General features: G+C 43.0%; 2 protein-coding genes. Both read left to right on the top strand.

Annotated elements, in window-relative coordinates; genetic code table 11:
- Window positions 1-3 precede the first annotated feature (3 nt).
- Window positions 4-13,206, top strand: coding sequence for an ATP-binding protein (locus NY014_RS12800; RefSeq protein ID WP_259414985.1), 13,203 nt, complete (start codon window positions 4-6; stop codon window positions 13,204-13,206).
- A complete protein-coding gene (locus NY014_RS12795) occupies window positions 13,203-14,363 on the top strand; it encodes an FIST signal transduction protein (RefSeq protein WP_259414984.1) in 1,161 nt (386 codons plus the stop codon). The genes NY014_RS12800 and NY014_RS12795 overlap by 4 nt, the downstream gene beginning before the upstream one ends.
- Window positions 14,364-14,382: the final 19 nt, after the last annotated feature.

Here is a 14,382-nt window from a genome sequence, read left to right as displayed (position 1 = left end):
TCGATGGAAAAGAAGAAGCAGCAATTATTAGAAAAAACCTATAGGCAATTCATGAAAACAGGCATTGAAGGGGATAATCCTAGCCTAATGAAAAAATTGGTCGATGAAAAAATAATGGGTTTTGGAACTGCCATAGACGAAAAAGTAATCGGAAGTCAGGGCTTGATCAAGCTGCTTGAAATTCAAAAGAAGCAAGCCGAAGGACTGGATATATCCTGGCGACAGGAGCCTATGGATCGGTTTATTTCTGATGATGAAAATACCGCAGTCTTTGCTGACGATATCTTTTTAACAGTTAAAACAGAATCCGAAGACGTGGAAATGTACATGCGGTTTACCACAGTCTTGAATTATAGAAATAGCGAATGGAAAGTAATCCATTGGCATGGCTCCAAGCCTGAAGAAGTAGAAAGCGAAAAAGATACTTGGGGCATAGAGAACTGGAAGCAAAAGGCGGAAGAACTGGAACGGCTGGTAGAAGAAAAAACAGCCGACTTGGTCAAGAAAAATCGGGAGTTGGAAGTTGAAGCGGCTTTGGAGCGAGTTCGGGCCCGAACCATGGCCATGCATGATTCCATTGAACTTGAAGAAGTAGCGGTATTGATGTATAGGGAGTTTTTGAATTTGGGTTTCGAATCTGTCCAACAATGTGGCTATGCGATCATAAATGAAGATAAGGGGCTTCAGAATATGTGGCTAACCCAATTTGATGGTAATCGTATGAGTCAGTTTTTCCTACCTCTTAAAAGCGATGCTTTATTAACTGAGCGCTACAAGGCATGGAAATCTGACCTTCCAAATTTTTACCAGAAAACAAGCAAATCTGATTTTCTGAAACATTTGCAAAAGGTTAAATCGGGGATAGATCCTGAGCAAGTCGATATAGCACGCAAAAACATGCCGGATCCTATTCATTTTTATAATGCTCACTTCATTCATGGGTATCTGCATATCGTCGCCAATGCTCAACTTGGCACGGATCAAGAATCAATTCTTTTTCGCTTCGCAAAAGCCTTCGAACAGACTTACACTCGCTTCCTTGACCTTCAGAAAGCCGAGGAACAAGCTCGGGAAGCACAGATTGAAGCTGCACTTGAGCGCGTTCGGGCTAGGGCCTTGGCGATGCACTCTTCAAAAGAATTGGAAGAGGTAGCCTTAGAACTAAGAATTCAAATGGGCAAATTAGGTCAAAAAGACCTTGAAGTCTGTGCTATTCATTTATATGAAGAGGATGAAGACTATTTCGAATCTTGGGGAGCTGTTCGTGCACCTGGCATGGAGGAAAAGCTTTTTCAGGGAATGGCTAAGTTCCCAAAATCTGGGATAAAGATCGTAGAGGAGATGATGGCCCATTATTATGCTGGAGACAAGGATTATGTCTTGGTTAATGATGGAGAAAAGGGTCAGGAGTGGTTACTCGCTATGAAAAAATATTCTCCTCAGGCCTATGCTATGCTTTCCAAAAAGATTGAATCCACCCGACCGAAAGAAATAATAGCCTATTGGTCAATCTCAGACTTCAAGGGAGGAGCCCTCGTAATGGTAACCTATACCAAGCCTGATGAGACCTCTCTAAACCTTCTCCGACGAGCTGCAAATGTCTTTCAACTCGCCTATCGCCGATACTTGGATCTTCAAAAAGCAGAAGCACAGGCCAGAGAAGCCCAGATTGAGGCGGCTTTGGAGAAAGTACGTTCCCGATCCCTGGCTATGCACAAGAGTGAGGAATTCCCTGAAGTAATTCAGGTAGTTTTTGAGCAGTTCCGCCAACTCAATTTCAACATTGATTCTGCTCAGTTTGATTTGTCTTTTAGAGATACGGATGACTTTAATCTTTGGACCGCAGTCCCAGGCAGGCCTTATCCTGTTCTTCAGCACATTCCATATAGGAATAATGCCGTGTTCAATTCTATAAGAAATGCCAAGAAGGCCGGTCTTAATTTCATTTCCGACCAATTCCGCAAAGAGGAAAAGAATGATTTTTTTGAATTTTTCTTTCTTCATTACCCTGAAGTACCGGAAGAAAGAAAGAAATTCATTTTTTCAAGCCCGGGATTTTCACGTTCTGTTGTTTTATTGAGTGATGTCATGCTGGGAATTCAGAATTATTCAGGGATTCCCTTCACGGATTCAGAGAATGAGATTTTGAAGCGATTTGCCAAAGTCTTTGAGCAGACCTACACTCGCTTTCTCGATCTTCAAAAAGCAGAAGCACAAGCTCGCGAGGGAGAAATCCAGCTAGCATTGGAACGGGTGAGGGCCCGAACCATGGCCATGCACCACAGCGATGAGTTTCCGGAAATGGCTAACAACCTTTATTTGCAGGTGCAGGCTCTGGGCATCAATGCTTGGAGTGCAGGCTACTGCCTTTGGGAAAACGATGCCAAGTCTTATTTATGCTGCATGAGCAGCGAGGGTGTGCTGCAGATACCCATGTCGCTGCCTTCTATCGGGGTGGGTTACGATTTTTACACACCCTATAAGAAGGGAAAGAAATTTCATGTTGACGAAATAAGTGGGGAAGAAGTAAAAGCGCACTACGACTTTCTGCTATCGCTTCCCGAATTTCGTGTAAATGCAGAACAGGTTGCGGATGCAGGATTCCCCCTGCCGACTTATCAAGTTTTCCACATTGTTTATTTCAGCCATGGCTTCCTAATGTTCATCACCTATGAACCTGTTGAAGAGCAATGGGATGTCTTTAGGCGATTTGGTCAAGTCTTCCAGCAGGCCTTTACTCGCTTCCTCGATCTTCAAAAAGCAGAAGCCCAGGCAAGAGAGGCGCAGATAGAAGCTGCTTTGGAAAGGGTGAGAGCCGCTTCCATGGCTATGCGATCATCCATTGAACTAGGGGATATTTTAGGTAGGATTTTCACTGAGCTCAAGTCCTTGGACGTGGAGATCGACCGTTGTTTTATCTGGGTCGTTGAACCCGAAAAAGGAGGTGTGAATTGTTGGATTGCCAGTCCTGAAAGTGGATCTGCAAACTATTGGTTCCCTTTCTTTGAGCATCCATATTTTGAAGCGTTTATGGATGTTTGGAGAGATCAGAAAAATCTATTTGAGCTGGAAATTAAGGGGACGCTCAAGAAAAGCTGGGACCGGTATCTCTTTGAAACAACTGAGTTTAAGCATTTGCCCCCCGAGGCTAAAGACAGTATGAGAATTCCGAAGAAAATCCATACTGCCAGTATAGCCAATAAATACGGATTGTTATGTACGGCAGGTCTGACTACGATGTCTGAAGAACATATTGGGATTTTCAGGAGGTTCGGTGCCATGTTCGAACAGACCTACACCCGCTTCCTTGATCTCGAAAAAGCAGAAGCCCAGGCAAGAGAAGCAGAAATTCAATTGGCACTCGAAAGAATTCGGGCCAGATCAATGGCAATGCAAAAAAGCGACGAGCTGAAGGAGCTTGTACAAGTGATGTACGAACAGGTGAACAAGCTAGAAATCGCCAAATGGGGATGCATGCTACTACTTTTTGATGCTGAAAAGCGAAAAATACAAGGGTGGTTTTCAGAAATTGTCTATGCCCAACATCCCAAACCCTATGACATTGAGAATGAAGAACATGAGATTATCCGCAAGTGGTGGGACTTTTGGGAAAGTGACGAGAAAGTTCTGAGCATACACTTACGGGATGAGGAGAAACATGAGTTTAGTCGTTACATGCTTTCCAAAACAGGGATGAAATCCATTCCCAAGGAGGTACTAGAGGTGATAATGAAAGAGCCTGAAGTGTACTTCACTTATATCAATATGGATTGCGGATTAATTGAATTTGTGGATGTCGTTCCATTCCCTGAGAGTAGTATCACCGTGCTCAAGCGAATAGCAAGTGTCTTTGAACAGACCTACACCCGCTTCCTCGATCTTCAGAGGGCAGAAGCCCAAGCAAAAGAAGCACAAATTGAAGCAGCTTTGGAAAGGGTGCGGAGTAAAACGATGGCGATGCAACATAGTGGGGAGTTGCTTGAAGTGGGAGAATTGGTCTACAAAGAACTTTCAATTCTTGGAATAGGATCTATGTCTAGCGGAGTTACGCTTGTTGATCCAAAGGGCTTGATTGATTCCTACTATGTCGTCAATCCCAACGACGGGACAATTATGAGAGAGGTAATGGGTATTCCTAGAGATGAAACGAAGGTAATGCGTTCACTTACTGCTAGCTGGGAAAAACAAGAACCTTATCACGTAGTTTCTCTGAATGAAGAGGAAACTATTCTTCACCAAACTTATATAGCCGAAAACAGTACCAACTTTCCTTTTACGGCTGAGGAACTAATATCCTATACTCCCAAAAGGTTGAATTTGCAGACCTTCAATTTCAAGCATGGATACTTAATCTTGGTAGGAGCAGAATTGCTCTCAGAAGAAAAAGTTGAAATAACGATACGGTTCGCAAAAGTCTTTGAACAGACTTATTCACGCTTCCTTGATCTTCAAAGAGCTGAAGAACAGGCAAGAGAAGCTGAGGTACAACTAGCCCTGGAGCGTATCCGGGCTCGGTCTATGGCCATGCAGTCGAGCGAAGAGCTACGCGAAGTGGTGCAGGTGATGTACGAGCAGGTGGAAAAACTGGGGATTGCCAAATGGGGTTGCATGCTGCTCTTGTTCGATAAATCGACTCGGAAAATTCAAGGATGGTTTTCCGACATTATCCATTCTCAGTACCCCTGGCCTTTTGAATTTACCAATCAGGATAATGATGTAATCCAAAAATGGTGGGCCTTCTGGGAGAGCGATCGTAAAAATCTGAGCATCCACCAAAAAGACGAGGTGAAACATGAATTCAGCAGGTATCTTTTCAGCCAGACCGGCATGAAAGACCTGCCGGATGACTTCAAGGAATTTGTGATGCGCGAACCGGAAGTGTGGTTTGAATATACCAACATGGAATGTGGCCTCATCGAATTTATCGATTATGAACCCTTTCCAGAAGAAAGCATCCAGATTCTGAATCGGATCTCCTTGGCCTTCGAACAAGCCTACACCCGCTTCCTTGATCTCCAAAAAGCAGAGGCACAGGCTAGAGAAGCGCAGATTGAAGCAGGCCTTGAGAGAGTAAGGGCTAGAACAATGGCCATGCACAAAAGTGAGGAGCTTGGGGAAGTATCTATGACGCTTTATTCAGAGCTCCAGTCGCTGGGAATAACACAATTTATTACCTGCGGATTCTGTATTTATTACGAAAAAGAACGGAATCACAAGGCCTGGATAACACAAAGTGACGGGAGTTTACTAGAAGGTTTTGATCTCCCTGTAGATGCCGATCAGGTCTTCAAGGAGCGGTATGAAGCATGGAAAAGGAAAGAGCCTTTATTCATTCAAGAAATAACTGGCAAAATCAGAATAAATCATATAAGTCTTGCCATTGATGAAGCAGATAACCAATTGGCTAATGAAATGGCAGCCAATTTTCCAGATCCAGTAATCTTTTATAATGCAAATTTTAAACAAGGGTATTTAAACTTAATTTCTGGTGAGCCCCTTGGAGCTGATAGCCATGATATTTTGATACGCTTCGCAAAAGTATTTGAACAAACCTATACGCGATTCTTAGACCTGCAAAAAGCTGAAGCCCAAGCACGTGAGGCAGAAATTGAAATAGCCATTGAACGAATAAGATCAAGGGCACTGGCAATGCACGAATCTTCCGAAATACAAAAAGTTACAGTAGAAATCCGAAATCAATTAATAGAACTGGGAATAGAAGGCGTTTCGGCCGCCACTATTTACCTACAGCTTGATAATGGGCAAATTGGTATGTGGGATATAACTGAGATTGAAGAATCGACCTCGGGTAACTCATTTGAATTATATATGAAAGTGAATCCGGATGATATCCCCTCCCACCTTTGGATTTGGAAAATTCTTAAAAACGACGAAGAATATTGGATAAATGAAATGAACCTTAAAGAGCTTTACGATTGTGAAGCTTGGTTACGGGTAATAAACGAAGATATCGCAGATGAATTTAGGCCATTCCTCGATAGTGGTGAATTGCAATATCTATGGCAACCGGTTGTTCCCTTAAACAAAGGGAAGCTGAATATTGATTTTACGATTCCTCCTCCCGATGAGATGAGTTTTATCCTACCAAAACTCGGAGCGGCATTTGATCTGGCATATAAGCGATTTGAAGATCTGCAAAAAGCTGAAGCCCAGGCGAGAGAGGCTAAGATTGAGGCGGCATTGGAACGAGTGAGGTCCAGGACTATGGGGATGCACAAAAGTGAGGAACTCTCTGAAACTGCATCAGTCGTATTTCAACAATTCAATGAGCTAGGTTACGAAACAGAAAGAATAAACATAGCTATAATTAATGAGGATGAAAGAGTTATCGAGTTTTGGTCTACTGAACAGGGAGGCAAAGCGATAGGTCAAATATTTAAAGGATCCATCGATGAACCAACCTCCATAAAGAAATTTTATGAGGGATGGAAAAATAAGCAAGAATCAATTCAGGTGGATCTTCAGGGTCAGGAATTAAAAGATTGGATCACCTATGTGGTAGAAGAGATGAAAATCCCTACTAAGGAACATTTAATCTCAGATCGCCGATTTCATACAGGGGCTTATTTTTCTAAGGGCTTGATAATCATTACCAACCCTGATCCTATACCTAGTGAATCCTTAGACATATTAAAACGCTTCGCAAAAGTATTTGAGCAAACCTATACCCGTTTCCTCGATCTCCAAAAAGCTGAAGACCAAGCGCGAGAGGCAGAGATTCAGCTGGCTCTTGAGCGTGTCCGAGCCCGTACCATGGCCATGCAAAAATCCGAAGAACTTGCAGATGCTGCCTTTGTACTTTTCGAACAGCTTAGAGCTTTGGGCGGCAATCTCTGGGGCACTGGATTTGGATTGTGCCAAGAGAATGTCGAAAAGGATGAATTTTGGTTTGCCAATGAAAATGGGGTCTTCCCTTCTGTTTCTATTCCAAACACCTCTGATCCTGCACACAAGCAAATGTACTTGGGTTGGCAGAAAAAAACCGATTTTCTAACCATTGAAAAGTCAGGAGCATCACTCAAAAGCCATTACGATTACATGCTGTCCCTTCCGGAGGTCAGGCCGTTTTTCCAAAAGATCTTGGACGAAGGACTTTCCTTTCCTGAAAAGCAGCAGTGGAATGCCGCCTATTTTTCCAAGGGGTATTTATTGATCATAACGCTCGAACCCTATCCAGAACCGGAAATTTTCAAGCGCTTTGCCAAAGTATTTGAGCAAACCTACACTCGCTTCCTAGACTTACAAAAAGCAGAAGCACAAGCGAGAGAGGCAGAGATCCAACTTGCTTTGGAACGGGTACGTGCCCGATCTATGGCTATGCAGAGTTCGGATGAGTTGCATGATGTGCTAAGCGTTCTCTTCCGGCAATTTGATCATTTGGGAATACATCCAGTAAATGTCTTTTTAAGTCTTTTTGATCGGGAAAACAGAACCCTTACTTATCGAGCTTCGGGCAAATCAGGAACAAGAACTCCAGGAAAGCAAGTAGTCCATGTAGATAGCATGGAACCGCTAAGAGCTTTGTATGAAAAATTTATACATGATAATTCGGATAAAGTTGAGGTGATTTTTTACTCCAAAGAGGTACTTCCACAGCTATTTGGAATCTTTTCGGAAACCTTTGAGAGTATGCCGGAAGAAGACCGAATGGGACCAGAAGATTTTCCAGAAGGAGGCTATTCCATGGCAGGTTATACTCCCTTCGGTTATTTGGGTTATGACCATCAGCGACAAGCAAGCGAGGAGGAAAAGGAAATTCTTTCCAGATTTTGCCTTGAATTCACTCGTGTTTATCAGCGATTCTTAGACATTCAAAAGGCTGAGGAACAAGTCAGAGAATCCCAAATTGAAGCAGCACTTGAAAGGGTTCGTGCTCGGACAATGGCAATGCATAAAAGTAAGGAGCTTTCTGAAGTGGCCGCTGTCTTATTCGAACAATTAAAAATACTTGGTGCAAACTTATGGACTGCAGGCTTTGCTATTTGTCGAAAAGATGAAAAACTAGTTGAAAAATGGATGGGAAGCCCAATTTCCGGACAGTTTTTTGAACAGTTATTCATCCCCTATGATGCAGATCATGGAGAGCAAAGCATGTATGATACTTGGTTAAACCAAGTGGAACTTTACTCTTATGTCCAGGAAGGAAAAGAACTGAAGGATATTTATGACCACCTGATGACTATCCCCAGCTTCAGTGCGAATTTTCAGAAAGTAATCGACTCGGGTCGTCCCCTTCCTGTATGGCAGAAAAACCATGTAACCTCCTATAAGTACGGATACCTCCTGATAATCACAGAGGAAGAGTTTAAAGAGGAATATATTTTCCCACGCTTCGCAAAAGTCTTTGAACAAGCCTATACAAGATTCCTCGATTTACAAAAAGCCGAAACTCAGGCCCGGGAAGCCAAGATTGAAGCGGCGTTGGAGCGGGTAAGGGCAAGAGCAATGGCCATGCACCATCCTAATGAATTGTCTGAAGTTTTGGCATTGATGTTTGATCAATTAAGCAATTTGGAAGTCGATGCACATTGGACGCATTTGACGCTGATCAATTTAGAGAACAACACATTTGTCTATCGAATGACGAGTAAGGATGGCAAGCCCGTACATGCCGAACAGGTAGTGCAACTCGATGCGATGGATACTTGGTCTCATACTGTGGAAACTTTTAAATCCCAAAATCCTGAAACAGTTACTCATATCCACTTTTTGCCAGAAGTGCTGCCCAAAGTTTGGGAATTGTTTAACGGAATTTTCTCATCCTTACCAAAGGGATCTAAAATCAACCCAGAAGACTTTCCGAATGGCATTCACACCACTGAGGCAAATTGCAAATTTGGATACTTGGGAATCAACCAATCCCGTGAAGCCACAGCAGAGGAGAAAAAAATACTAGGTAGGTTTGCTAGTGAGTTTGGGCGCCTATACCAGCGCTATTTGGATATTGAAAAAGCCCAAAAACAAGCCCGTGAGGCGCAAATAGAGGCTTCTCTTGAACGTGTGAGAGCGAGAGCAATGGCCATGCACCAAACCGATGAGTTGACCGATGTACTCTGCGTGCTATTCGATCAATTTGATATCCTTGGAATCAATCCAGTGCTGACCCATTTGACGCTTTTTGATGAGGCAAACGAAACCTTTAACTTAAGGATTACAACTTCGGCTGAAAACAGGGTAGTAGCAGATCAACTGATTGATATCCATGCCATAGATGCATGGAAACAAGCCTTCGAACAATGGAAAACCTGCGAACCAAATTCTGTGAATACCATAGATTATGCCCCTGAGGACCTTCCTTATTTATGGGAATTACTATCAGAAGTAATGGAAGCCTTACCGGACGAAAACAAAATAAGTCCATCAGATTTCCCCAATGGCTTATTTACCACCCAAGGTCATTTCCGATTTGGATACTTGGGTTTCAACCATTCCCGGAAAGCTACAGAGGAAGAAAAGAGCATAGTTAGTCGCTTTGCACGGGAATTCGGGCGAACCTATCAGCGATTCTTGGATCTCCAAAAGGCCGAAGCTCAGGCTCGTGAAGCTAAAATTGAAGCTTCCCTAGAAAAAATTCGAGCCAGAACCATGGGTATGCAGAGTAGTTCCGAACTACCTGAAGTAGCCAATTTGCTTTTTTTGGAAATCCAAGCATTGGGGATCCCTGCATGGAGCTGTGGGTATAATATTCTGGCGGAGGATAGAAAGACAGCCACCTGCTGCATGAGTAGTGAAGGGACCCTTCAAACCCCATTTCAGCTTCGCCTTTATGGTGAAGCTTCTTTTGAGGAGATGGGTGAATTCATTCTGAGTGACAATACGATGTTAGTTCAGGAGCTCGGAGGTAAAGCCTTGGAGGAGCACTATGCCTACATGAAATCCTTCCCGGACCTGAAGCCTACTTTTGACGAAATTGAAAGGCTTGGGCTTTCGCTACCCACATATCAGATCAATCACTTATGTAAATTCAACCAGGGATTTATTCTGTTCATTACCTATGAAAAGGTGCCCGAATCACAGGATATATTCAAGCGGTTTACCAAAGTCTTTGACCAGACATATACGCGATTCTTGGATCTCCAAAAAGCCGAAGCACAAGCTAGGGAGGCTCAGGTTGAGGCATCATTGGAAAGGATTCGATCCAGATCAATGGGGATGCAGAAAAGTGAGGAGTTGGTCCAAGTGAATAAAACTGTAATCCAACAAATTGAAAGTTTAGACATTCAATTATTTGGCTTTGGCATACATATATGCCGTGAAAACGAACCCATATCCGAAGCTTGGATGGGTGACCCTGCTATAGAAGGTATTTTTGGGGGTGATAGACAATTTTCAAAAATCATTTATGAACATACGCATGACTGGTTTTCCGAACTCATGTATAAAAGTTGGAAAAAGGGAGAAACTCTATTAGTCAAAAAATTAGAAGGCGAGGGCTTAATGGAACATATGAAATATATGTTGACCATTATTCCAGACCCAACCATACTTGAAAATTCTCCTCCACCGGAATCATTGATCTATCACCTCGCCTTTTTCGAGCAAGGGTTTTTTGTTTTTGTATCCAATAAACCACTTCCAGAAAACCACAATGTTTTTGTTCGATTCGCTAAGGTATTTGAGCAGACCTATACTCGATTCCTAGATCTTCAAAAAGCAGAAATTCAGGCTCGGGAAGCCCAAATTGAAGCAGCATTGGAGCGGGTGCGATCCCGTACCATGGGTATGCAAAAAGCCGAGGAATTGGGGGATGTTGCCATTGTTTTATTCCATGAGTTAAATGTCTTGGTAGATAATCTTTGGACCTGTGGTTTTGTCCTTTGTGAAAAAGACCGAAAAGAGGATGAATGGTGGTTGAGTGCGGATAATGGATTAATCGATCCATTTTTCCTTCCGAATGTAGGTGACTATGCTCACGAAACTCTCTATGAAGGTTGGAAAAAAGGAGACTCCTACCGCACAGTCACTCTTGAAGATGAACAGCTTCATCAGCACTACGATTGGTTGATGAAAATCCCAATTGCTGAGAAAATTTTTGAAGAGATGGAATCCTCAGGTATCCCTAGACCAAATTGGCAGCGCCTACATGCCGCCTATTTTAAGACTGGATACCTCGTCATCATTACGGAGGTTCCTTGTGAGGAAGAAGATATTTTCAAGCGATTTGCTCAGGTTTTTGACTTGACTTACACCCGATTCTTAGACCTTAAAAAAGCAGAAAATCAGGCTCGGGAAGCTCAAATTGAAGCAGCTTTGGAAAAAGTCCGTTCCCGCTCATTGGCTATGCAAGATCCTGAGGAATTGACCGAGGTGGCGCAACTGCTACGAGAAGAAATGGGGAATCTGGGTGTTGAGGAATTGGAAACAAGCTCCATTTACATTCATGATGAAAATACTGGCCAAACCCAATGCTGGTTTACCATAAAAAATAGCCAAGACCCAGCAAAAGCTATTTCGGATCAGATGAATCTTGACCTACAAGACACTTGGGTAGGTCGTCAAATGCTAAAATTCAATCAATCCAAGGAAAACAAGACGTCCATCGTGATGAAAGGTGATCAGCGGGTTGAATGGATCCGATACTGCGAAAGCAAGTCTGAGCTTCTTGGCAAAGCTGAGTTCTATGGAGACAGTATTCCTGAACGAACCTATCACCTTTATAAATTTTCAAATGGATTCTTGGGAGCAGCCTCTCCAGGTCCTATCTCGGAAGAAAGTTGGGATTTAATGCGAAGGGCAACAGCGGTATTTTCTTTCGCCTTTACCCGATTCCTTGATCTTCAAGGAGCTCAAGCCAGTGCAAAAGCTGCTTTGCGCCAAGCCTCTCTCGATCGAGTTCGAGCCGATATTTCCTCCATGCGAAAGGCAGAAGATTTGGATAAAATCACCCCTCTTCTTTTTAAGGAGCTCAATATTTTGGGGATTCCTTTTATTCGGTGCGGTGTATTTATCATCCATGAAAAAAATGAAATTGTGGAGGCATACCTGTCTTCCTCGGAAGGTGAATCTTTAGGTGCCTTGCGACTCCCATTCAATGCCAGCGACCTCACCTATCAAACAGTAAAAGCCTGGCGAAAAGAGAAAGTTTATAGACAACATTGGGATAAGGAAGATTTTGTCCAATGGATCCAACAAATCATGGAAAAGGATCTGATTCAGGACGAAAAAACCTATCAAGGAGCAGCGGCACCGCCTGAATCCCTTTTCCTCCACTTCATTCCTTTTTTACAGGGGATGATCTATGTCGGCTCAACCGTCTCCTTGACCGAAGACGAAATTGACTTAGTAAAATCACTTTCAGAAGCATTTGCCATTGCTTATTCGAGATATGAGGATTTTGTAAAACTGGAACAGGCTAAAGCAGAGATTGAGTCGGCGATGAGCGAACTAAAGGCCACTCAAACCCAACTCGTGCAACAGGAAAAACTAGCCTCACTCGGTCAGCTCACTGCAGGAATTGCACATGAGATCAAAAACCCGCTGAATTTCGTCAACAACTTCTCCGAGTTGAATAAGGAATTGATTGAGGAGGTCTTCGAAGAATTAGAAAGCATTCCTGCCTCCGATACCAAGGAAGAAATAATCGCGATTCTAGAAGACATAAAAAGTAACCTTTCTAAGGTTCATGAGCATGGTTCACGAGCCAATGGAATCGTAACCTCCATGCTTCAGCATTCCAGAGGAGGAACCGGCAAGAAGGAACCTACCAACCTAAACTCAACTATCAAAGAGTATGTAAACCTTGCCTTTCATGGAATGCGCGCTGGTAAAGATCCGATCAACGTAGCTATTGAAATGGATTTGGATGAGTCTATCCGTGAAATCCCACTAGTGACCGAGGACTTCAGCCGCGTGATTGTAAACCTTTGTAATAATGCATTTGATGCCATGCGAGAAAAAATAAGGCAAAAGTCACTGGAGAAGGAAGAATACAAGCCCAAACTCTCAATCTGCACAAAATCAGGAAAAGACCATATCAGCATTAGTATTGAAGACAACGGTCCGGGAATTCCTAAGGAGATAAAAGACAAAGTTCTGCAGCCCTTTTTTACTACGAAAAAAGGCACCCAAGGAACAGGCTTGGGACTGAGTATCACCAATGATATTGTCAAGGCCCATGGAGGAGAATTAGCCATAGAAACTGCCCTCGACAAAGGGACAAATTTCATCATCAAACTCAGCACATGAAAGCAAAATCTATTTTCGGAAAAACTCCAGAAGAGATTCAAAAAGCCTTAGAAGCATCCTTAGCTGATGGGTTTAATCCTAGCATCGCTGTTGTTTTTATTTCTGTAAAGCAGGATAGAAATGCGGTCTGTGAAATTCTTTCCCATCAGGATATAGACGTTTTTGGTGCCACTTCTTGTGGTGAGTTTGTAAATGGCCATCAAAGCTCAGGTGAAATCGCAATTCTCTTGATGGATTTGGCAAGGGAAGCTTATTCAATTGTTCTGGAGGAAATCGGAACGCTGGGTATAAAGGAAGTGGCAAAAAAAGTGGCAAATTCTGCCCTTACCCAATTTCAAAATCCCTCAATGATAATCTGTAGTACGGGTGTAACCCCTACAAAGGAATTGTTTGAAGGAGCATCCTTAGTCGATGAACTCTCGGAGGCCTTAGGTAGGGACAAGATCTTTTTTGGAGGTATGGCCGGGGATGATTTTACCATAAATGAAACGACAGTATTCACCCAAACCCGGGAAACAAATCACGGCCTTGTTGCCTTGGTCCTGGACTCAGATAGAGTCGCTTTTAGCGGGATGGCAATCACAGGCTGGAAAAAATTGGGAATCTCCAGAGTAGTCACCAAATGCAAAGGAAAAATCCTCTATTCGATTGATAATAAGCCTGCGGTAGATATGTACCTGAAGTACTTGGGAAAAGGAGAAAAAAGCGGGGAAAAGGATTTTGATGTTTTAAACGAGCTTTCATTCGAATTCCCATTCATTACGAATAGGGAAAATAGTGATGAAATATTGATCAAGTCACCCATGGGTATTGATTTCGAAGAAAATGCACTCGTCATGGATATGGAAATGAAGGAGGGGGAGACATTTTGGTTTTCCGAGCCACCTAGTTTTGACATCGTAGAAGAAATCATAGAGGAGGCAAAAGAGGTGAAAACCACTGCAGATGGAGATGCGGATGCCTTACTCATATTCTCCTGTGCGGGCAGAGAACCGGCGCTGGGCCCTCTTGTAACTATGGAAAACGAGGGATTGGCTAAAGTATGGAATAGCCCTATGGCTGGCTTTTTTACTTATGGAGAATTTGGAAGAGCCAAAAATGGACAACAGCATGTTCATTCGACGGCTTGTTGCTGGGTAGCATTGAAAGAGAAATAATCTCACCGATTTACACTGA

Origin of the sequence: Algoriphagus limi, from assembly GCF_024919275.1 — a bacterium.
GTDB classification, from domain to species: domain Bacteria; phylum Bacteroidota; class Bacteroidia; order Cytophagales; family Cyclobacteriaceae; genus Algoriphagus; species Algoriphagus limi.
Note: the sequence above shows the minus strand (reverse complement) of the source record. Positions and strands in the feature narration are given on the sequence as shown.

Bases quoted from the DNA above. Each gene is read 5' to 3' on its own strand.
- NY014_RS12800 (WP_259414985.1), top strand. From the start codon at position 4: ATGGAAAAGAAGAAGCAGCAATTATTAGAAAAAACCTATAGGCAATTC.
- NY014_RS12795 (WP_259414984.1), top strand. From the start codon at position 13,203: ATGAAAGCAAAATCTATTTTCGGAAAAACTCCAGAAGAGATTCAAAAA.